Source organism: Streptomyces sp. NRRL F-5123 (assembly GCF_000721495.1).
Classification (GTDB): domain Bacteria; phylum Actinomycetota; class Actinomycetes; order Streptomycetales; family Streptomycetaceae; genus Actinacidiphila.
The window spans coordinates 156,829-179,103 of record NZ_JOHY01000011.1; the positions used below are offsets into that span (position 1 = coordinate 156,829).

General features: G+C 73.7%; 14 protein-coding genes and 1 riboswitch. Of the genes, 6 read left to right on the forward strand and 8 right to left on the reverse strand.

From position 1 onward, the window contains the following. Positions 1-141: 141 nt before the first annotated feature. From sucD to IH54_RS0113580, 5 genes are all read right to left on the reverse strand, one after another. On the reverse strand, positions 142-1,026 hold the full coding sequence (sucD, locus tag IH54_RS0113560; protein ID WP_031516364.1) for a succinate--CoA ligase subunit alpha: 885 nt from the start codon (positions 1,024-1,026) through the stop codon (positions 142-144). Between the two features lie 26 nt (positions 1,027-1,052). Beyond that, positions 1,053-2,231, reverse strand: a complete 1,179-nt coding sequence (gene sucC, locus IH54_RS0113565) for an ADP-forming succinate--CoA ligase subunit beta (RefSeq protein ID WP_031516366.1) — start codon at positions 2,229-2,231, stop codon at positions 1,053-1,055. Between the two features lie 350 nt (positions 2,232-2,581). Further along, positions 2,582-3,688 (reverse strand): VWA domain-containing protein, encoded by a 1,107-nt coding sequence (locus IH54_RS0113570; RefSeq protein WP_052397398.1) that lies wholly within the window; start codon positions 3,686-3,688, stop codon positions 2,582-2,584. Between the two features lie 317 nt (positions 3,689-4,005). Then, positions 4,006-6,432 carry a DUF5682 family protein gene (locus IH54_RS0113575; protein ID WP_234343507.1) on the reverse strand — a complete coding sequence of 809 codons (2,427 nt, stop codon included), beginning with the start codon at positions 6,430-6,432 and terminating at the stop codon, positions 4,006-4,008. A 506-nt stretch (positions 6,433-6,938) separates the two neighbouring features. Beyond that, positions 6,939-8,051 carry an ATP-binding protein gene (locus tag IH54_RS0113580; RefSeq protein ID WP_031516372.1) on the reverse strand — a complete coding sequence of 371 codons (1,113 nt, stop codon included), beginning with the start codon at positions 8,049-8,051 and terminating at the stop codon, positions 6,939-6,941. 138 nt (positions 8,052-8,189) lie between these two features. Between IH54_RS0113580 and IH54_RS0113585 the strand changes: the two genes are divergently transcribed. Both IH54_RS0113585 and IH54_RS0113590 read left to right on the forward strand, forming a co-directional pair. Beyond that, positions 8,190-9,533, forward strand: a complete 1,344-nt coding sequence (locus IH54_RS0113585; RefSeq protein WP_031516374.1) for an SWIM zinc finger family protein — start codon at positions 8,190-8,192, stop codon at positions 9,531-9,533. 117 nt (positions 9,534-9,650) lie between these two features. After that, a complete protein-coding gene (locus tag IH54_RS0113590) occupies positions 9,651-11,243 on the forward strand; it encodes a DUF5691 domain-containing protein (protein ID WP_031516376.1) in 1,593 nt (530 codons plus the stop codon). Positions 11,244-11,682: 439 nt separating this feature from the next. Here IH54_RS0113590 and IH54_RS0113595 read toward each other — a convergent pair whose 3' ends face one another. After that, positions 11,683-13,137: an FAD-dependent monooxygenase gene (locus IH54_RS0113595; protein ID WP_031516378.1), complete on the reverse strand. Its 1,455-nt coding sequence runs from the start codon at positions 13,135-13,137 to the stop codon at positions 11,683-11,685. 309 nt (positions 13,138-13,446) lie between these two features. After that, positions 13,447-13,854, reverse strand: coding sequence for a cobalamin B12-binding domain-containing protein (locus tag IH54_RS0113600; RefSeq protein ID WP_031516380.1), 408 nt, complete (start codon positions 13,852-13,854; stop codon positions 13,447-13,449). A 402-nt stretch (positions 13,855-14,256) separates the two neighbouring features. On the opposite strand from IH54_RS0113600, the gene IH54_RS0113605 reads away from it, so the two are divergent. Continuing rightward, positions 14,257-15,228 (forward strand): esterase/lipase family protein, encoded by a 972-nt coding sequence (locus tag IH54_RS0113605; protein ID WP_078862176.1) that lies wholly within the window; start codon positions 14,257-14,259, stop codon positions 15,226-15,228. Positions 15,229-15,367: 139 nt separating this feature from the next. Further along, positions 15,368-16,861 (forward strand): peptidoglycan DD-metalloendopeptidase family protein, encoded by a 1,494-nt coding sequence (locus tag IH54_RS0113610; RefSeq protein WP_031516384.1) that lies wholly within the window; start codon positions 15,368-15,370, stop codon positions 16,859-16,861. Positions 16,862-16,953: 92 nt separating this feature from the next. On the opposite strand, the gene pcrA is transcribed toward IH54_RS0113610, so the two are convergent. Further along, positions 16,954-19,434, reverse strand: coding sequence for a DNA helicase PcrA (gene pcrA, locus IH54_RS0113615; protein WP_031516386.1), 2,481 nt, complete (start codon positions 19,432-19,434; stop codon positions 16,954-16,956). Between the two features lie 199 nt (positions 19,435-19,633). On the opposite strand from pcrA, the gene IH54_RS0113620 reads away from it, so the two are divergent. Then, positions 19,634-20,764 (forward strand): C40 family peptidase, encoded by a 1,131-nt coding sequence (locus IH54_RS0113620; RefSeq protein ID WP_031516388.1) that lies wholly within the window; start codon positions 19,634-19,636, stop codon positions 20,762-20,764. A gap of 195 nt (positions 20,765-20,959) precedes the next feature. Beyond that, positions 20,960-21,117: riboswitch (cyclic di-AMP (ydaO/yuaA leader) on the forward strand. 6 nt (positions 21,118-21,123) lie between these two features. Beyond that, positions 21,124-22,164, forward strand: coding sequence for a C40 family peptidase (locus tag IH54_RS0113625; protein ID WP_031516390.1), 1,041 nt, complete (start codon positions 21,124-21,126; stop codon positions 22,162-22,164). The last annotated feature ends 111 nt before the right edge of the window (positions 22,165-22,275 follow it).

The window sequence follows — 22,275 nt, forward strand, 5'->3', positions numbered from 1 at the left end:
GACCGTGCCGGGAACGGCGGACGGCCCGCTCCCCTGCGCAGGGGAGCGGGCCGTCCGGTGTGACGCGGCGGTTCGGCCGGTCAGCGGGCTCTCAGCCGACCTCAGCCGACCTCAGCCGACCTCAGCCGACCTCAGCCGACCTCAGCCGACGAGGATCTCCCGGGCCAGCCGCGCGGTCTCGGACGGCGTCTTGCCGACCTTGACGCCCGCGGCCTCCAGGGCCTCCTTCTTGGCCTGCGCGGTGCCGGAGGAGCCGGAGACGATGGCGCCGGCGTGGCCCATGGTCTTGCCCTCGGGCGCGGTGAAGCCCGCGACGTAGCCGACGACCGGCTTCGTCACGTTCTTCGCGATGTAGTCCGCGGCCCGCTCCTCGGCGTCGCCGCCGATCTCGCCGATCATGACGATCAGGTCGGTGTCGGGGTCGGCCTCGAACGCGGCGAGCGCGTCGATGTGCGTGGTGCCGATGATCGGGTCGCCGCCGATGCCGACCGCGGTCGAGAAGCCGATGTCGCGCAGCTCGTACATCATCTGGTACGTCAGCGTGCCGGACTTCGACACCAGGCCGATGCGGCCCGGCTTGGTGATGTCGCCCGGGATGATGCCGACGTTGGACTGACCCGGGGTGATGATGCCGGGGCAGTTCGGGCCGATGATGCGGGTCTTGTTGCCCTTCTTGCCGGCGTACGCCCAGAAGGAGGCCGAGTCGTGCACGGCGATGCCCTCGGTGATGACGACGGCGAGAGGAATCTCCGCGTCGATCGCCTCGACGACGGCGTCCTTGGTGAACTTCTCCGGCACGAAGATGACCGAGACGTTCGCCCCGGTGGCCTCGATGGCCTCCTTGACGGAGCCGAAGACCGGTACCTCGGTGCCGTCGAAGTCGACCTTCTGCCCGGCCTTGCGCGGGTTGACGCCGCCGACGACGTTGGTGCCGTCGCCCAGCATCAGCTTGGTGTGCTTGACGCCGGTCGCGCCGGTCATGCCCTGGACGATGACCTTGCTGTCCTTGGTGAGCCAGATAGCCATGGTGGTGTGTGTCCTCGTCCTCGTGCTTACTTCGCGGCGGCCAGCTCGGCGGCCTTGTCGGCCGCGCCGTCCATGGTGTCGACGCGCTGCACCAGCGGGTGCGCGGCGTCGGTGAGGATCTTCCGGCCCAGCTCGGCGTTGTTGCCGTCGAGGCGGACGACGAGCGGCTTGGTGACCTGCTCGCCGCGGTCCTCCAGGAGCTTCAGCGCCTGGACGATGCCGTTGGCGACCTCGTCGCACGCGGTGATGCCGCCGAAGACGTTGACGAAGACGGAGCGGACGTCCGGGTCGCCGAGGATGATCTCCAGGCCGTTGGCCATGACCTGGGCGGAGGCGCCACCGCCGATGTCCAGGAAGTTGGCGGGCTTCACTCCGCCGTGCGCCTCACCGGCGTACGCGACGACGTCGAGGGTGCTCATGACGAGGCCCGCGCCGTTGCCGATGATGCCGACCTGGCCGTCGAGCTTGACGTAGTTCAGGCCCTTGGCCTTGGCGGCGGCCTCCAGCGGGTTGGCGGCGGCCTTGTCGTGCAGCTCCTCGAAGTCCGGGTGGCGGAACTCCGCGTTGTCGTCCAGCGACACCTTGCCGTCCAGCGCGATGACCTGGCCGGAGGCGACCTTGGCCAGCGGGTTGACCTCGACGAGGAGGGCGTCCTCCTTGATGAAGACCTCCCACAGGCTCACCAGCACGTCCGCGACCTGGTCGGCGACCTCGGCCGGGAACTTCGCGGCGGCCACGATTTCCTGGGCCTTCGCCTTGTCGACACCGTCGATCGCGTCGATCGGGGTCTTCGCCACGGCCTCGGGGCGGTTCGCCGCGACCTCCTCGATCTCCATGCCGCCCTCGACGGAGGCGATGGAGAGGAAGGTGCGGTTAGCGCGGTCCAGAAGGAAGGAGACGTAGTACTCCTCGACGATCTCCGGGGCCGTCTCGGCGATCATCACCTTGTGGACCGTGTGGCCCTTGATGTCCATGCCGAGGATGTCCGTCGCGCGGGCGACGGCCTCGTCCGCGGTCGCGGCCAGCTTCACGCCGCCCGCCTTGCCACGGCCACCGACCTTGACCTGGGCCTTGACGACCGACTTTCCGCCGAGCCGCTCGGTGATCTCGCGCGCCGCCTCAGGCGTGTCGATGACTTCACCGGCCAGCACCGGTACCCCGTGCTTGGCGAAGAGATCCCTCGCCTGGTACTCGAACAGGTCCACGCGCGTCCGTCTCCCTTTTCCCTGGAATCGGCTGGAGTAAGCCCGGATGGTGTACGGCGTCGGCGGGAGGCTGCCGTCGTGAACACGTACAGCGCCGCCTGCCGGCTGGGCGTGCCGCACGGGCAGGGCGACTGCACCACCAGCTGTCACCAGATAAGCGCACGCGGTGTCCGAGTACGCGGCATGTCCGTCTTGCAGGTTATCGCCGCGCGGCGGCGCTGCCGAAATCCGGGCATGCCCGTGAGCGGTGAGAACGGTCACAACACGCCTGTTCGGGCCACCCCGCCGGGGCTCGCCCGGGGCCCCGGGTGAGCGGGGTCCGGGCGGGGACCAGGAGGGGCCCAGGGGGCTCAGGCCTCGGGTATCGGGATCGGGCGCTTCTCGATGGCCGCCGCCATGACGTCGGGGAAATGGTCGGGCGTGCAGGCGAACGCGGGCGCGCCGAGTGCTGCCAATGCCGCCGCGTGCTCCCTGTCGTACGCCGGCGCACCCTCGTCCGACAGCGCGAGCAACGCGACGAACTGCACTCCGGACGCCTTCATCGCCGCGACCCGCTTCAGCATCTCGTCCCGGATGCCGCCCTCGTAGAGGTCGCTGATGAGCACGACCACGGTGTCCGCCGGACGGGTGATCCGGGAGGCGCAGTACGCCAGCGCGCGGTTGATGTCCGTACCGCCGCCGAGCTGCGTGCCGAACAGCACGTCCACCGGGTCGGCGAGCTGGTCGGTGAGGTCGACCACCGCGGTGTCGAACACGACCAAACGGGTCGCGATCGCGCGCATCGACGCGAGCACCGCGCCGAAGACGGAGGCGTGGACGACGGATGCCGCCATCGACCCGGACTGGTCGATGCACAGCACGACGTCCTTCCGCACCGCGCGGTCCGCCCGCCCGTAGCCGATCAGCCGCTCCGGCACGACCGTGCCGTGCTCCGGCAGGTAGTGGCGCAGATTGGCGCGGATCGTGCGGTCCCAGTCGATGTCGCGGTGGCGCGGCCGGCCGACGCGGGCCGACCGGTCGAGCGCGCCGGTCAGCGTCGCGCGGGTGCGCGTCGCGAGCCGGGCCTCCAGGTCCGCGACGACCTTGCGGACCACGGCCCGCGCGGTCTCCTTCGTCGTCTCGGGCATCGCCTTGTGGAGCGACAGCAGCGTGCCGACCAGATGGACGTCGGCCTCCACCGCCTCCAGCATCTCCGGCTCCAGCAGCAGCGCGGACAGGCCGAGCCGTCCGATCGCGTCCCGCTGCATCACCTGCACCACGGAGGTAGGGAAATACCGGCGGATGTCCCCGAGCCACCGCGCGACCTGCGGCGCCGATCCGCCCAGCCCGGCCCCCCGCTCCCCGCCTGCCGCCCCGTTCCCCCCGTAGAGCGCCCCGAGCGCCCGGTCCATCGCCGCGTCCCTTCCTGCGAGCGCATACCCCGTCCCCTCTCCCCCGGCCCCGCCGCCGAGCACCATCCGCCAGCGCCGCAACCGCTCATCGCCTCCGGCGGGGCCGGGGGAGACACCGCCGGGCGCGATGGCGCCGCCGCCGGCCGCGGACACAGCAGGGGTGGGGGCGGGCACGGCTGCCGCGCCGGTGGGGCGAGGGGCGGCGGTCGCGCGGGAGGCGGCCGACGGGCCGGGCGGGGCCGCGGCCTCCGACGGGGCGGCAGCTGCGGGCACACCGGCGGGGCGGAGCATCCCGCCGGACGCCGCAGGAAATGGGGAGGAGGCGGCGGCGTCGGGCCGCCCGGCGGAGGGGGCTTCGGTGGGGCGGTGGGGATGTGTCATGGTCAGGCTCCCCCGGTGGGGTGGGTTCCCAGGTCGGTGGTCGTGGTCGTGCCGAGCAGCAGGCGGACGGTATGGGCCGCGGCGGCCGCGCGGGTGGGGTCGAGGGCCGGGGCGAAGCCGGGGAGGCCGGGCTCCGTGGCGCCGGGGGCGGGGCGGCGGGCGCCGGCCGGGCCGCGGCGCACCAGCTCGCCGACCGTGCGGCGTACTCCCGGCTCGAACTCCGCGAACGTCCGCCGCAGCAGCGGCAGCACATCCGTGAAGGCCGCGGGCGGCACCGCGCATATCCACTCGTCCAGCAGGGCGAGCAGCCGCTCGTCGTGCACGAGCAGCATGCCGCCGCCCGCGAGGAAGCCCTCGATCCAGCCGGCCGCTTCCGCCGGGGCCGTGCCCGGGGACAGCGTCAGGCCCATCAGCCGGGCCGCCTGCTCGGCCGTCAGCCGCCCGTCGTCGAGGAGCAGCCGGGCCGCGGCTCCGCGCAGCAGTCCGGGTATGCCGCCCGGCGCCCCTCCCGGGCGGTCGGCGCGCTCGGCGAGCCCGCGCAGGGCCGCGGCCCAGCGGTCCCGGAGCGCCGGGTCGGGCAGCAGCGCGACCGCCCGGTGCACCCCGTCGAGGTGCTCGCGCATCGCCGCCGCCCCGTCGGCGTCCAGCCCCGCGCAGGCCGGCGGCAGCCCGACGCAGATCCGCAGCGCCAGGCCCTCGGCGACCTCGCCGAGCGCCGCCGCGTCCGTCCCCCGCACGTCCCCGTAGCGGACCGCCCGCACCAGCGCGGGCAGCGCCGCCGCCAGATGCGCCACGTCCGTGTCCAGCGCCGCGCGATCGGCCAGCACCCGCATCACCACGGGCAGCGCGTCCGCGAGACCGGCCAGCAGGCACGTCTCGGCCAGCGCCGTGACCTCGGCGAGCGTCCCGGCGTGCGCGGCCGCGTCGGCCGCCTTCGCCGTCGCGGCGGACGCGACCGTCGTCCCCCAGATCCCGGCCTCGGCGACCCGCACCGCCAGCTCGGGCTCCCAGCGCAGCCGCCACTCCTCCCGGAAGGTGCCCTTGCTCCCCCGGCCGCCGGCCGGTTCGCCCCAGCCGACGGCGAGCAGTGCCAGCCTGTGCAGCAGCCTGCTGCGGGCCGCGTCGGTGTCCTTGCGCAGGTCCAGCTCCAGGTGGCGCTCCAGCGCCTCCGGCTTGAGCCGCAGCGTGCGCTGCTGCCGGGCCAGATCGCGGGCAAGCGGCACCGCGGGGGCGTCCGGCGGCACCTCGCCGAGTGCGTCCCCGACCACCAGCCGGTCGCGGATGAGGGCGAGCGGCACGTCGGAGCCGTCGCACATCACCGCGCGCACCGCGTCCGTCGCCTCGCCGAGCCCGGCGAGCGGCCGGCCGCGCAGCGCCGCCAGCGTCTCGGCCAGCCGCACCGCCTCGATGACGTGCGCGGACGAGACCGGGATGTCCTCCTCTCGCAGCAGCCCGGCGACCTTCGTCATCCAGCGGGCGACCGGCCGGTCGGGGGCGGTGAACAGATGGCGGTACCAGCCCGGCGAGTCGATGCCCGCGCCGTAGCCGCTCGCACGGGCGAGCCTGCGGTGCGTCCAGGGCACCCAGGTCGTCTCGACCCGGGCCTTGGGCAGGCCCTTGAGCAGCTGCCGGTCCGCGGCGACCGCCGTCCGCGCGGCGAGCGCGGGCACATGCCAGGCCCCGCACACCACGGCCGTCCGCGCGTGCGCCCGCCGGGCCTCGCGCAGCCGCAGCCGCATGTGCGCCTCCCGCACGGCGTCGTGGGGGTGGCCGCCGTCGCCGTGCACCGCGCGGATCGCGGCCATCGCCTCGCCGAGTGCGGCGAACGGGGCGAGCGGGTCGGCCTCCCCGCTCCCGCCCGTGCCGTCGCCGCGGTGCTCGACCGCGTCCTCCCACCAGCGCTCCGGGTCGTCGTACCCGGCCGTCTCCGCGAGGACCGCGAGCGGGTCGATCCGTACGTCCGCCCCTGGCCCGGGGCCCGCGGTGTCGGGCCGCGGCCCGCCCGGCACTTCGGCCCCCGGGGCCTCTTCGTCCCAACCGTCCGCCCCCTCGGCGGCCAGCTCCTCCGGCGACGGCCGCAGGGCCAGGCTGACGGCGGCGGGCAGGTCGACGAAGCGGACCTCCGCGCCCGCGGCCGCCGCCCAGCGCAACGCCACCCACTCGGGCGAGAACTCCGCGAAGGGCCAGAAGGCCGCCCTCGCCGGATCGTCGACCACGTGCGACAGCAGCGCGACCGGCGGCCGCATCGCCGGATCGGCGGCCAGCCCCACCAGCGCGTCGGCCTCCGGCGGTCCCTCGATCAGCACCGCCTGCGGCCGATACGCCTCCAGCGCGGCGAGCACCGCCCGCGCGGACCCGGGCCCGTGGTGCCGCACCCCGAGCAGCACCGCGTCCCCCGTCCCCTGCGCCACCACGGTCGCGGCCAGCACATCCCGCGCCTTCCCCTGCGGCGCGGGCAACCCCGCCGCACCCGCACCGGACGCCGCCGCCTCCTCCGGCTGTCCGGCCGCCGTCGCGACCGGCACGGCCCGGGCCCTTCCCCGCGGCCCGGACGCCGCCGCCTCCGGCTGTCCGGCCGCCTGCCGTACCTCGGATCCCGACACGCCGTGCCACCTCCCGAATGCTTGGCTCTCCGGTACCGCCCCGGCCGCGGGCGGCGTGTCGGCCGCCGGGCGGCGCCGCACCCCGAACGGGCCTGCCCCTGACCCGCCTTGACGCACGGCGGACGCGCTGCGCACGGCCCCCTCCGGAGCCCGGGTCTCCTCCGCGCCCGCGGCTGCCCTCGTGTCCGGCCGCGGCACGGGCGGCGCGGCAGCCGCGGGCACCCGCGCCGGGCAGGGCGGGCCGCTGCCCGCGAGCGGGGCGGCGGCCCCGCCCGCGGCCGCCGGTCCGGCGCCGGCGGCCGCGGGGTGGGCGGTCGCCGCGTGGGGCGGCCTCATGACGACACCTCACGGCAGGCGCGGTAGAAGTCCTTCCAGCCGTCGCGCTCGCGGACGATCGTCTCCAGATACTCCTGCCAGATCAGGCGGTCCGCCGCCGGGTCGCGGACCACGGCGCCGAGGATGCCCGCGGCGACGTCGGGGGCACGCAGCACGCCGTCGCCGAAGTGGGCCGCCAGCGCGAGACCGCTCGTGACGACGGAGATTGCCTCGGCCGTGGAGAGCGTGCCCGAGGGGGACTTGAGCTTGGTGCGCCCGTCCTCCGTGACGCCGGAGCGCAGCTCGCGGAAGACGGTGACGACACGGCGGATCTCGTCGGCGCCGCGCGGCGCGGCCGGCAGATCGAGGCCTCTTCCTATCTGTGCGACACGGCGGGCGACGATCTCCACCTCGTCCTCCGCGCTCGCGGGCAGCGGCAGCACCACCGTGTTGAACCTGCGGCGCAGCGCGCTCGACAGCTCGTTGACCCCGCGGTCCCGGTCGTTGGCCGTCGCGATGAGGTTGAAGCCGCGGACGGCCTGCTGCTCCGTCCCCAACTCGGGGATCGGCAGCGTCTTCTCGGACAGGATCGTGATGAGGGTGTCCTGCACGTCGGCCGGGATGCGCGTCAGCTCCTCCACGCGCGCGATGCGGCCCTCCGCCATCGCCCGCATCACCGGGCTGTGCACGAGCGCCTGCCGGCTCGGGCCGTGCGTGAGCAGCTGCGCGTAATTCCATCCGTAGCGGATGGCCTCCTCCGGGGTGCCCGCGGTGCCCTGCACCAGCAGCGTCGAATCGCCGCTGACCGCGGCCGCCAGGTGCTCCGACACCCAGGTCTTCGCTGTGCCCGGCACGCCGAGCAGCAGCAGCGCCCGGTCCGTCGCGAGTGTCGTCACCGCGACCTCGACGATCCGGCGCGGGCCCACGTATTTAGGGGTCACCACCGTGCCGTCCGGGAGCGTCCCGCCGAGCAGGTAGGTGGCCACCGCCCAGGGCGAGAGCTTCCAGCGCGCCGGGCGCGGGCGGTCGTCGGCGGCGGCGAGCGCGGCCAGCTCGGCCGCGAAGGTCTCCTCCGCATGCGGCCGCAGGGCCTCCTCGGTGCCGGCCGCGACGCTCGTCGAAGCGGTCATGGCTCTCCCCCACTCGTTCGAACGGACCCCCTCGGTCCGTGCTGCTCCCACTGTGCACCCCGCCACTGACAATCCGTCACAGCCCGCTATTCGCGCAGGTCAGAGTGATTGTCAGTGGGTGGCCCTAGCGTGGTGGGCATGGACGAAACGGAAGCTCGGTGGACAGCCGACCAGGTGCTCGGACTCGCGCCTGACGCGGCGTCACGCACCGCGGGCGCGCGGCTCGCGACGCGCGCGCCGTGGTCCGGCGCGGGCGCGTCGCACGACGCGGTGTGGGGCCTGTGCGCGGGCAGCGGCAGCCGTCCGTACCAGACGGCCGTCGATCTGCGCGGGCCCGCGTACGCGTGCTCGTGCCCGAGCCGGAAGTTCCCGTGCAAGCACGCACTGGGGCTGCTTTTACTGTGGGCCGGTGACGAAGGGGCGGTCGCCGCGGGGGCGGTCGCGCCGGAGTGGGCCGAGCAGTGGCTCGCGGCCCGCCGCGAGAAGGCGGAGGCGGCTGCCACCGCCCCGGAGGAGGACGAGCCCGCGCCCGGCCCGTCCGCGGCGGACGCGGCGCGCAAGCGGGCCGAGCGGCGCGCGGTCCGGGTCGAGGGCGGCGCCGCGGAGCTGGAGCAGCGCCTCACCGACCTGTTGCGGGGCGGCCTCGCGGGCGCGGAGCGCGCGGGCTACCAGCAGTGGGACGAGATGGCGGCCCGTATGGTCGACGCCCAGGCCCCCGGGCTCGCCTCCCGGGTCCGCACGCTGGGCGCCGCCGCCGCGGCGGGCGGCGACTGGCCCTCCCGGATGCTGGAGGAGACGGGCCTGCTGCATCTGCTGGCCCGCGGCTACCTCGGCCGCGAGCGCCTCCCCCGCCCCCTCGCGGAGACGGTACGCACGCGCATCGGCTTCACCGTCGACTCCGCGGAGGTCCTGGCGGGGCCGCGGATCCGCGGGCAGTGGCTGGTCCTCGCGCAGTACGACACCCCGGACGAGCGGCTGACCACCCGCCGGATATGGCTGCACGACACCGCGTCGGGCCGCTTCGCCCTGCTCCTCTCCTTCGGCGCCGCGGGCCGCGCCCCCGAACTGACGCTGCCCGTCGGCTCGGTCCTCGACGCGGAGCTGGCCTACCACCCGGCCGCGGTGCCGCTGCGCGCGGTGCTCGGCGAGGTCTTCGCAACCGGCACCCCCGACCGCACCCCGCCGGGCACATCGGTGGCCGCTGCCCTCGACGCGTACGGCACGGCCCTCGCGGACGACCCCTGGCTGGACGCCTTCCCCGTCGTCCTCGCCGACGTCGTCCCCCTCCCGGGCCAGGACCACTGGCAGGTGGCCGACGCGACGTCCGCCGCCGCGGCCCCCCTGACCAGCCCCACCCCGCTGTGGCGCCTGGCCTCCATATCCGGCGGCCACCCCGTCACCCTCTTCGCCGAGGCCACCCCCACGGGCCTGCACCCGCTCGCGGCCTGGCCACCGCAGTCCCCCCTCCCCCTCCCGGTGTGAGGGAGAGGAACGGGGAAGCCGGATCGCGAGTCACTCGCAACGACCAAGGACAACGGATCCCGGACGACCACGCAGGGCGGGGGCGGAGCCCCGGCCCCACCGCGAGGAGGCACGCGCATGGAGATGAAGTGGGACGACCTCATCGGCATCGCACTGCTCGGCACCGAGCGGCGCCGCCCGGCCGGGGTCATAGGTGACGCGGCGGAAGCCGCGTCGAGCCTGCTGGACGCCGCCGCGGCCGGTGTCGTACGGCGGCGCGCCGGACTGCTGCCCGGGTCAGCGGGACCGCGGCCGAAGCCCGCCGCCCCGGACCGGCGGCCCGAACTGCCGCCCGCCGCCCGCCGACGGCTCGCCACGCTGCTGGCGGACCGCTCCGGTTCCGGTGGCGGCAACCGGCGCGGGGCCGCCCCGAATCTCGCCGAGCTGCTGCCGCAGTGGCTGGCGGCGGCCCGCCGCGAGGGCTACGCCGTCCCGCCCGAGCTGCTGCCCGCGCTGCTGGACGTGGCCCGGGCCCGTACGGACCTGCGGGCCGACGCGCTCGCCTTCGCCGGCCCCGGCGGACGGTGGCTCGCGCAGCTCAACCCGGACTGGGCGTACGCGTTGCGCGCGGGCGCGGCAGCAGTCCCCGAGCCGGGCCCGCCCGGCACCGAAACGGAGCAGGACCAGGAAGAGGCCGCACGGCTGTGGGAGGAGGGGTTGTTCGCCGAACGGGTCGCGCTGCTCACCCGGCTGCGGACGAGCGCCCCCGACACCGGCCTCGCGCTCCTCGCGGCGACATGGAAGAGCGAGCGCGCCGAGGACCGGCTGATGTTCCTCGACTCGCTGCGCACCGGGCTCTCCCCGGCGGACGAGACCTTCCTCGAACAGGCGCTGTCCGACCGCAGCCGCAACGTACGGGCGACAGCGGCGGAACTGCTCTCCGCGCTCCCCGAATCCGCGCTCGCCGCGCGCATGGCCGTACGCGCCCGCACCTGCGTATCGCTCGGCCCCGAGGGCATCGTCGTGGAGGCGCCCTATGAATGCGACGCCGCGATGGAACGCGACGGCGTCGCCCCGCGCCCCCCGAACGGCCGCGGGGAGCGCGCATGGTGGCTCGGCCAACTGGTGGACGCGGCCCCGCTGTCCATGTGGCCCGCCCGCTTCGGCGGCCGCAGCGCCGAGCAGATCATCGCCCTGCCCGTGCTGGACGACTGGCAGCCCGACCTGCACGCCGCGTGGTGCCGGGCCGCCGTCCGACAGCGCAACGCCGTCTGGGCACGGGCCCTCCTCGGACCACCCCCCGCACCCACCGCGCCCGTCATCGCCATCGGCGACCCGGCCAAGCTGCTCTCCATACTCCCGCCGGCGGAGCGGGCGGAATGGGTCGCGTCCTTCGTCGCCGCACACGGCCTCTCCGAGGCCTTCCAGATGCTCGGGGTCTGCGCTGTCCCCTGGGCCGCTCCCCTCGGACGGGCTGTGGTCGACGCACTCGACATCGCACGGGACGCGGGCAGTTACCCCTGGAGCTTCAGCGGCGTCATGGGCCTCGCCGAGCGCTGCCTCGACCCTGCGGGGGCTGAGCAGGTCGCGGTCCTCGCCTCCGCCGGCGAGGAAGCTGCCGACGGCGCACCGGGCGCCTCCGCGTACTGGGCCGAGGCCTTCCAACGCCTCGCCGGCACCCTCCGCCTGCGAGCCGCCATGCTCGCCGAGCTCCACCCCCGCGGGGCGTGACCCCGCCTCCCCGGGGCCGCCCCTTGCCGTACGTCGGCGGCTCTCCCACCGCGGGGGTGCCCGCGCCTGCGGCGCGGGGTGTTTCCCACCCGCACCACCCGTGCGGGTAAGACGTCAGCTCTCCGTCCACTGGTGGGGCTGCACCACCATCGGCGGCGAACCCGCCATACAACAGGAGGGGGACGATCCGGGGGTGCCCCCGCAGGAATGCGCTTCCCAGCCCCTCACCGAATACGGAAGAGGGCGAACGCGCATTCCGAGGAGGTACCCCCGGAGTGGCGCCCGGCCCCACCCCCGCACGGACAGCGCGATGCCCCGCCGGGCAACACCCAGCGGCGCGAGGCTGCACCTGAGGTGCGGCCGGCGCCGCGCGCAACCCCCACCCACCGCAAGGCCGCGGGCACCACCGCAAGAGGCACGGCCGGGGCGCCCGAACCCCTCACACCGCAGCCCCGAACCACCTCACCAAATGCACCGCCACCCCCGCCTGCCCGGCCCCGACCCACGCGACATGGCCGTCAGGCCGCAAAAGCACCGCCGGCGCCGGGAGCGCCCCGGACGGCGCGGGGACGAGGTCGACGCGGTCGGACCAACCCGTCACCGACAGGGCGCCCGTGGAGTCGAGCAGGACCCCGCGCCCCGACCGCATCCGCTCGTAGAGCCGGCCCCCGGGCAGCGGGAGGTCCCGCATCCTCCGGCCGAGCAGGCCGGACTCCTCCTGCGCCCCGAGGTCGTACCGCACCCCCACCGCCGTGGCGAGGCCAGTCATATACGCGTTGACCTCCTCGAAATCCATGAGCCGCGACAGCAGCCCCCGCAGCGCGACCGCGCCCGGCTCGGTGCCGAGGAGCATGATCTGGGCGCGGGTGTTGTCGAGGAGGGCCGCGCCCACCGGGTGCCGCTCGGCGTGGTACGTGTCGAGCAGGCCCTCGGGTGCCCGGCCCGAGACCTGCGCGGCCAGCTTCCAGCCGAGGTTGAACGCGTCCTGGACGCCGACGTTGAGGCCCTGACCACCGGTCGGCGGGTGGATGTGCGCGGCGTCGCCGGCAAGGAGGACGCGGCCGACCCGGTAGCGCTCCGCCTGCCGGGTGGCGTCGGTGAAGCGGGAGAGGAAGGTCGGGGAGTGCGCCCCGAAGTCCGTGCCCGCGTAAGCACGCAGCCGGGCGCGGAATTCGTCGAGGGTGGGGGCCGCCCGGTCCTCCGAGACGGCCTCGGCGGGCACGATGATGCGGTACTCCCCGCCCCCGAGGGGATGCGCGCCGAAGCGCAGCTGCGTCTTGCGGACCTCCGCGCCGACGGCGGCGATCGTCTCCGGGTCCGCCGTGAGCGTCATGTGCCCGAGCAGCGTCTCGACGGTCGCGGGCTCGCCCGGGAAGCCGACGCCGATGGCCTTGCGGACGGCGCTGCGCCCGCCGTCGCAGCCGACGGCGTACCGCGACCGCAGCCGCGTGCCGTCCGCGAGCCCGACCGAGACACCGTCCGCGTCCTGGTCCACCTCGGCGACCTCGCTGCCGAAGCGGATCTCCGCGCCGAGGCTCTCCGCGCGCTCGCGCAGCAACCGCTCGGTGGCGGGCTGCGAGACGGCGAGGCCGTAGGGGTGGGCGGTGTCGAGGGTCGCGGGCCAGTCCTTGTGGATGCCGCCGAAGAAGCCGCCGACCTGGAATTTCTCGCTGATGGCGAGGAAGCGGTCCAGCAGGCCGCGCTGGTCCATGATCTCGACGCTGCGGGTGTGCAGCCCCTGCCCGCGGGGCTGGTCGACCGGCCCGGGCGTCCGCTCCAGCACGAGCACGCGTACGCCGTACAGCCGCAGCTCGCCGGCCAGCATGAGTCCGGTGGGCCCGGCGCCGATCACGATCACGTCGGTGGTGCGAGGGGAGTGCGTCACGTCAGTCATTCACCGCTGCCCGTTCGATGAGGGTGCATTCCGTTCCTCGGCGCCGGCCGGGAAATCCGCGTTTCCGCAGCCCACAGCACCTCGGGCCGGTCATTGTGCGGTATCGAACGGGCCTTGCCGCAAGCCCCCCTGTGCGCTATAAGTTAAGAGTGGCAAGGAAAGCATGACGTCCTTGCCGCTATTTTTTTGCCCGCCCCGCGGTATCCCGGGGACGGGCGGCAGAAGCAGCGCACCAGGAATACGGCGCGCCCAGCGGCAACGGCAACGGCAGGGCAGCGACAGCCACAGCCAAGCCGACAGCGACAGCGACTACGCCGCGGTTGCGACGTTCGCGGTGACCCATTCGACCACGTCGCCGGTCGGAGTCCCCGGGGTGAAGATGGCGGCGACGCCGAGCGCCTTGAGCGGAGCGATGTCGGCCTCGGGGATGATGCCGCCGCCGAAGACGGTGATGTCCGCGGCGTCGCGCTCCTTGAGGAGTTCGACGACCTTGGCGAAGAGCGTCATGTGGGCGCCGGAGAGGATGGACAGGCCGATCGCGTCGGCGTCCTCCTGGATGGCGGTGTCGACGACCTGCTCGGGCGTCTGGTGGAGGCCCGTGTAGATGACCTCCATGCCGGCGTCCCGGAGGGCGCGGGCGATGACCTTGGCCCCGCGGTCATGGCCGTCGAGCCCCGGCTTGGCGACCACCACGCGGATCGGACCGGACACACCCATCTCTGCCTCCATGCGTACGCGGCCCCCGTGCCGACCCGTCCGGCCGCCCGTGGACCGCACTGTGCGCGAACCGTGTGAACGAACGTTATCTCCACCCTCCGCCGGGCGTCAGTTTTACGGACGGCACCGAGGGGGAAATCACACAGTGGGACAACATTCCCCGCAAGGTCGGGCCGGCGGGGCCGCGAGCGGGCACGGGACGCGCCCGGGCGGTACGCCGACTCGTCTGGTTCTGAGGAGCCGCTGTCAGGACGCCGCATTGCCGCGCCCCAGCCGCAGAGCGCGGCGGTGCGGCATCCGCGGAACCGCCCGCGGGCACACCGCGGACGCCCCGCCCGAGCGGCGGTTTCTCCGGTGCGCGCCCGGGTCGGTGCGGATTCGGGCCGCGACGGGAGGTGGGCCATGGCCGGCCCCGACCGCACGGACAGCTCCGAGCGCCCGAACAGCCCGGACGGCACGAACAGCCCGAACACCCCCGACCGCCCTGACGGCCCCGACACCCCGAAAGACCCGGACCACCCCGACGCCCCGGTGAGCCGCCTGTGGCACAGCGTGGGCCTGGCCAGGGCCACGGCGGCCGACCTCGCGGTGCTGGCCCGCCACCTGGTGCTCTACCCCACCGGCATGCTCCCCGAGCACGAGCACCTGCACGTCCAGGAGCACGTCCAGCAGCATGTCCAGGAGCACGCCCGGAAGAGCGACCCCGCGGGCACGCACGGCCACCCGCGCCGGACGGCGGCGGCCAGGGGGCGCCCACCCGTCCTCCTCCTGCACGGCTTCGTGGACAACCGCTCCGCCTTCTCCGTCCTGCGCCGCTCGCTGCACGAGCACGGCTGGCCGCAGGTCCAGGCGCTGAACTACTCGCCGCTGATCGGCGACATCCGCACCGCCGCGGAGATGCTGGGCCGCCACGTGGAGGAGGTGTGCGCGCAGAGCCACCGACGCCGGGTGGACGTCGTGGGGCACAGCCTGGGCGGTCTGATCGCCCGCTACTACGTCCAGCGGCTCGGCGGCGACCACCGCGTCCGCACGCTGGTCACGCTGGGGACGCCGCACGCGGGCACGCGCGCGGTGCCCGTGCTCGCCCCGCACCCGATCATCCGGCAGATGCGGCCGGGTTCCGAGGTGCTCCGGGAGCTCGCCGCGCCGTCGCCCGGGTGCCGGACGCGGTTCGTGGCCTTCTGGAGCGATCTGGACCAGCTGATGATCCCGGCGGAGGCGGCCCGGCTGGTGCATCCGGATCTGCCTGCGGAAAACGTCGAGGTCAGCGGCGTGGGCCATCTGGCCCTGCCGGTGCACGGCACGGTGGTGGCGGAAATCCGCAGGGCGCTGCTGGGCGCCGGTCCGCTGCGTCCGGCGATCGAGGCCGCATAACGGACACATAACGGTCGAATATCGACCGAACACCGGGCAAGGCGGACGTCACGCTCCGGGCAGAGATTGTCCCCGTCCCCTACCGGCAGCTACAGTCACCGCTAATTCTCCTGCTGCCGAGGCGAAAGAGAAGCTGGCGGTGAACGAACGTCACCCGTCGGGACACGCTCCCGACTACGACGCCTACGCGTACGACGCCTATTCCACGGGCGCCTACCAGGCTGTTGGCACCGCCTTCGCGGACGACACCGCGACCGGGACGTACGGCTACATCCCGCAGCAGGCCGCCGGCTACGGCTACGACCAGCCGCAGGCCCAGGACGTGGGCTACGGCACGGGTTACGGGTACGGCCACGACCAGAGCGCCCAGCAGCAGAGCTACGACCCGTACGCGTACCCCTCGGGGGCGACGTACTACGACACGGGCACCTTCGACGCCGCCCAGTTCACGTCGTACGAGCAGCCCCAGCCGCAGGCCCAGCCCGGCTACCCGTCGCAGGACTGGGATTCGGGCGGCTACCCCGCGTACGGCTACGGCTACGACGCGAGCGGCGACACCGGGATCTACGAGCAGTTCCCGCCGCAGAGCCAGCAGCTCCAGCAGCCTCAGCAGCAGGCCCAGCCCCACGACCCGTACACGGCGCCGAGCGGCTACGACTCCTACGCCCCGCAGCCCGGCCCGCAGCAGTACGCCTACGACGAGCCGGCACCCGACCCGTACGGATACGCCGGGCCCGCCGCGCACGAGCCGGAGCCGCAGTCCGCGCCCGGGGCCGCGGAGCCCGTGGCCGACTTCGGTGCGGCCTTCGACCTCGTCCCCGACGCCGACGCCGCCACCGTGACGTCCTCCCTCGCCGACGAGCGGCACGACTTCGCAGCCGACGGCCCCGACCCCGACGCGCCCGCCGCCCGCAGCCGCCGCCGCAAACCCGCGCGGCGCTCCGCGCTGCTCACCGTGGCGGTGCCGTCGGTCGCCGTGATGGGCGTCGCGGCGGTCGGCGCCGCGGCCGTGACCGGCGTGGGTGTGGCGCAGGACAGCGGCAAGGCGAAGGCCGACGCGAGCAGCGGCAAGGCCCCCACCACGCAGCTCGACCGGCAGCTCGCCGGGGTGAGCGCGGACGCCAGCGACTTCGCCGACCGCGCGAGCCGCACCCAGGAGCGCATCGACCTCAAGGACCGGCAGGCGGCGGCCAAGAAGGCGGCGGAGGCGGAGGCGGCCCGCAAGGAGGCGCTGCGGCCGAAGTTCATGCTGCCGGTCAAGCAGCACGGGCTCAGCGCGTACTTCGGGCAGGCGGGCGTGAACTGGATGTCGGTGCACACCGGCATCGACTTCCCCGTCATGGTCGGCACCCCGGTGATGGCGGTGACCGACGGCACGGTCCGTACGCAGTGGAACAGCTCGTACGGCAACATGGCCATCGTCACCGCGCCGGACGGCACCGAGACCTGGTACTGCCACCTGAGCAGCACGAAGATCCGCAGCGGCAAGGTGAAGGCGGGCACGGTGATCGCCTACTCCGGCAACACCGGCAACACCACGGGCCCGCACCTGCACCTGGAGGTCCGCCCGCACGGCGGCTCCCCGATCGACCCGCTGGCCTGGCTCCTGAAGCACGGCCTCGACCCGCGCTGAGCCCCGCCCCCGCGCGTCCCCGCCCTCGCACGTCCGGAAACAGAACCGCCCGGCCCCGCGACGCGGACCGGGCGGCTCGGAAGAGACAGCCCCTAGAGCTTCTCCACCGGCGCGTACCGCAGCAGCAGCTGCTTGGGCCGCTCGTCGCCGAAGTCGATCGTCGCCTTCTCGTCGCCCGGCCGGCCGGTCACCGCGATCACCGTGCCGAGCCCGAACTGGTCGTGCGTGACGCGGTCGCCGACCGCGAGCGAGATGACCGGGCGGTCGGCCGCACCGCGCCGGGTCGCGAAGCCGCCCGCGCCGCGCCGCCCCGCGCCCGTACCGGAGCCGAGGGTCGAGGAGAGGGACGCGGCCGCCTTGGACGCCGGGCTGCCGCCCCCGCCGGGGCCCTTCGCGTCGGAGCCGGTGCGCCGCCACTGGATGAGGGCGTCCGGGATCTCCTCCAGGAAACGGGAGGGCGGGTTGTAGGCGGGCTGGCCCCAGGCGCTGCGCATCGTGGACCGGGTCAGGTAGAGCCGCTCGCGGGCCCGGGTGATGCCGACGTACGCGAGCCGCCGCTCCTCCTCCAGCTCCTTGACCTGGCCCAGGGCCCGCATGTGCGGGAAGACGCCGTCCTCCATGCCGGTGAGGAAGACGACCGGGAATTCCAGGCCCTTGGCCGTGTGCAGCGTCATGAGGGTGATGACGCCGCCGGACTCGTCGTCGTCCGGGATCTGGTCGGAGTCGGCGACGAGCGCGACGCGCTCCAGGAATTCCGACAGCGAGCCGGGCTCCTCCTCGCCGCGCTCCTGCTCGAACTCCAGCGCCACCGCGGCGAGCTCCTGGAGGTTCTCCACCCGGGTCTCGTCCTGCGGGTCGGTGGAGGCCTGCAGCTCGGCCAGGTAGCCCGTGCGCTCCATCACCGCCTCCAGGACGACGGCGGGGCCCGCGCCCGACTCGACGACGGTGCGCAGCTCGTCCATCAGCGCCGTGAAGCGCTTGACGGCGTTGGACGAGCGCGCCGCCATGCCGTACGCCTCGTCGACCCGGCGCAGCGCGGCGGCGAAGGAGATCTTCTCGCGCAGCGCGAGCGCCTCGATCATCGCCTCGGCGCGCTCGCCGATGCCGCGCTTGGGCACGTTGAGGATCCGCCGCAGCGGGACGCCGTCCTCGGGGTTGGCGAGGACGCGTAGGTACGCAAGGACGTCACGGACCTCGCGCCGCTCGTAGAAGCGCACGCCGCCGACGACCTTGTAGGGCAGGCCGACGCGGATGAAGACCTCTTCGAAGACACGGGACTGCGCGTTGGTGCGGTAGAAGACGGCGACGTCGCCGGGGCGGGCGTCGCCGGCGTCGGTGAGGCGGTCTATCTCGTCGGCGACGAACTGCGCCTCGTCGTGCTCCTGGTCGGCGGTGTAGCCGGTGATGACGGGGCCGTCGCCGGCCTCCGTCCACAGGTTCTTGGCGCGGCGGCCGGCGTTGCGCTCGATGACGGCGTTGGCGGCGGACAGGATCGTCTGGGTGGAGCGGTAGTTCTGCTCCAGCAGGATCGTGCGGGCCTGCGGGTAGTCCTCCTCGAACTGGAGGATGTTGCGGATGGTGGCGCCGCGGAAGGCGTAGATCGACTGGTCCGCGTCACCGACGACACACAGCTCCCCCGCCTCCTCTCCCGTCCCGACCAGCTCGCGCACCAGCGTGTACTGCGCGTGGTTGGTGTCCTGGTACTCGTCGACGAGGACGTGCCGGAAGCGCCGCCGGTAGTGGTCGGCCACGTCGGGGAAGGCCTGGAGCAGGTTGACGGTCGTCATGATGATGTCGTCGAAGTCGAGGGCGTTGGCCTCGCGCAGCCGCGCCTGGTAGAGCGCGTACGCCTCGGCGAGCTTCTTCTCGAAGCCTCCCCCAGAGCCTCCGGCCTGGGAGGTACCCCCATCGGCCTGCGCCGCGAACGTCTCCTCGTCGACCAGCTCGTTCTTGAGGTTGGAGATCTTCGCGCTGAAGGACTTCGGCGGGAACTGCTTCGGGTCCAGGTCCAGGTCGCGGCAGACGAGGGCCATCAGGCGCTTGGAGTCGGCGGCGTCGTAGATGGAGAAGGACGACGTGAAGCCGAGCACCTTGGACTCGCGGCGCAGGATGCGCACGCACGCGCTGTGGAAGGTGGACACCCACATCGCCTTGGCGCGCGGGCCGACCAGCTCCTCGACGCGCTCCTTCATCTCGCCCGCGGCCTTGTTGGTGAAGGTGATCGCGAGGATCTCGCCGGGGTGGACGTGCCGCGCGGCGAGCAGGTGGGCGATGCGGTGGGTGAGCACCCGGGTCTTGCCGGAGCCGGCGCCGGCGACGATGAGCAGCGGCCCGCCCGCGTGCTCGACGGCGGCGCGCTGCTGCTCGTTGAGCCCTTCGAGGAGCTGCGCGGGGTCGGTGGCGGGGCGCGGGGCGCCGTTGCGGTAGTACGCGTCGCGCTCACCGGCCGGGGCGCCGCCGCCGGATTCCGGGTCCTCCGGGGGCGGCGGGGCGTCCAGGTCCGCGGGCTCGGGGGCCACGTGCAGACCGGACTGGAGGCCGGAGAGGAAGTCATCGTCAAAGAGGCTGCTCATCGCCTCCCGAGTCTAGGTGGTGACACCGACAGCGACGCCCGGTTCCGCCCCCTTTCCCCGTAGCCCGCGAATCACACTCGGTGAGAATCGGAATTGATTACGAATAGGTATCGGGGCCAACCGGACACGGGCCTTCCCCTTGGTCCACCACTTGGTTACGGTGCCGCACCAGGCAGCGTCCGAAAGGAGTCCGTCGGGCATGGCGACACACCGCAAGTCCCGCAGCGCGATACTCAGCACCCCGGGGCCGCGTACGGCCGTGGGGCTGACGACCGCAGCGCTGGCCACGATGACCATCTTCGCGGAGGCGGCGGGCGCCGCGCCCGAGGCCCCGTCCCCGCAGCCCTCGATCGCCGAGGTCAAGGCGAAGGTGGACGCCCTCCAGCACGACGCGGAGGTGGCCACCGAGAACTACAACGGGATCAAGGAAGCCACCAGCCAGCAGAACACGAAGGTCAACACGCTGCTGGCGCAGGCCGCCCAGAAGACGCAGACGCTGAACGACTCCCGCCGGCAGCTGGGCATCTACGCGTCCGCCCAGTACCGCAGCGGCGGCGACGACTCGACCGCCAACTACCTGCTGGCGGCCAGCCCGCAGGACCTGCTGGACCAGCGGCACCTGACGGACCTGTTCGGCAAGCGGCAGAAGGCCGCCGTCGAGGACTTCCGGGTGCAGCAGGCCGACGCGACGCAGAAGCGCATCCAGGCCGCGCAGGCGCTCCAGACGCTCACCGCGAAGCAGGCGCAGCTCAAGACCGCCAAGGCCGACGTGGCGAAGAAACTGGGCGCCGCGCAGAAGCTCCTCAACAGCCTGACCGCGCAGGAGAAGGCGCGACTCGCGGCCCTGGAGAAGCAGCAGGCGGAGGAGGCCGCGCGGAAGGCCGCCGCGATCGCGAAGCAGGAGCAGGCGAAGAAGGAGGCGGCGGCCAAGCAGGCCCAGCAGACCGGCTCCACCACCTCGAAGTCCTCCGCCGCGAACACCTCGATCGCCGACAAGGCCATCGCGTTCGCCCGCAACCAGATCGGCGAGCCGTACGTGTGGGGCGCGACGGGCCCCAGCTCGTGGGACTGCTCGGGCCTGACGCAGGCGGCGTACAAGGCGGCCGGCGTGACGCTGCCACGTACCACCGGCGAGCAGGTCAACGTCGGCACCCGGGTGTCGCAGTCCGACATGGAGCCGGGCGACCTGGTCTTCTTCTACAGCGACCACAGCCACGTCGGCATCTACATCGGCGGCGGGAACATGATCCACGCGCCGCACACGGGCACGGTCGTGAAGATCGCACCGATCACCGAGATGCCCATCTACGGCGTGGTGCGCCCGTACTGACGCGCTTCGACCCGTGCTGACCCATACTGACCCCTACCGGTCCGTGCCGACACGCACCACGGAAACGCGGTCACCAACCGTAAGATCACAAAGCGATTTCGGTCACGTTCCGATCCAAACTTCCCAGACCCGGGAGAGTTTGGCTACGGTAGCCCGCTAGGCAATACGTTCGACGCCGGTGACCGCACCGGCAGCGTGTCGCCTCCGCTCAATCCGGCCCAGGCCGGAACCGGGGACCCACCAAGCACAGTTGGGGTGAATCGGACATGGTGCCGCAAGGCGCCGGACCGTAGGGCCAACCTTCCCGGCCCGAACCCGTCAGCTAACCCGGTCGGCGGTCAACGGAAGGAGTCGCCTTCGTGGCGTCGCACCGCAAGCCGCGTCAGAGCCTGCTGGCCGTCACCGCCCCGCGTGCGGCGGTCGGCGTCACGGCCGCGGCCCTTGCCTCCGTCACCCTGCTCAGCGAGAGCGCCAGTGCCGCGCCCGCCAAGCCGAAGCCCACCATCGCCGAGGTCAAGAAGCAGGTCGACAGCCTCAACGAGCAGGCCGAGGTGGCGACGGAGGCCTACAACCAGGCGGTGGAGAACACCAAGGCGCAGCGCGACAAGACCAACACGCTGCTGTCCGAGGTCGCCCGGAAGACCGAGCAGATGAACGCCACCCGGCAGCTGCTGGGCCAGTTCGCGAGCGCCCAGTACCGCAGCGGCGGCATCGACCCGACCGTCCAGCTGCTCCTGTCCAGCGACCCGGCCGGCTTCCTGAACCAGTCGCACACGCTCAGCCAGCTCTCGGCGAGCCAGACCGCGGCGCTGGAGAACCTGCGGATCCAGCAGGAGCAGGCCTCCATCAAGCGGGCGCAGGCCTCGGCGAGCCTCGCCCAGCTCACCACCGCGCAGCAGCAGCTCGCGACGCAGAAGAAGGCGATGGAGACCAAGCTCGCCGCGGCGCAGAAGCTGCTCAACAGCCTCACCGCCCAGCAGCGCGCCCAGGTCGCGAACATCCACAAGGGCTCGTCCTCCAAGAGCGACTACACCTACTCCGGCCCCGCGAGCGGCCGCGCCGCCGCCGCGATCCAGTTCGCGCTCGCGCAGCGCGGCAAGCCGTACGTGCGCGGCGCCACCGGCCCCGGCTCGTACGACTGCTCCGGGCTCACCCAGGCCGCCTTCCGCGCCGCGGGTGTGACCCTCGGGCGCACCACCCAGGACCAGATCCACGACGGGGTGGCCGTCTCGAAGGCCGATCTGCGGCCGGGCGACCTGGTCTTCTTCTACTCCGGCAACTCGCACGTCGGCATCTACCTCGGCAACGGCCAGATCGTGCACTCCCCGCACACCGGCGCGGTCGTCGAGGTCGCCCCGATGAGCTGGATGCCCTTCTCGACCGCGCGCCGGGTCGCCTGACCCCGGCGCCGCGCGGCCTCTCCTCCGCAGCCTGACCGCGCCCCTCCCCGTACGTCGGTCGTACGGATCCGGGGCATCCGGTCAGGCTGCGGGCACATGCGGGCGGGTCAC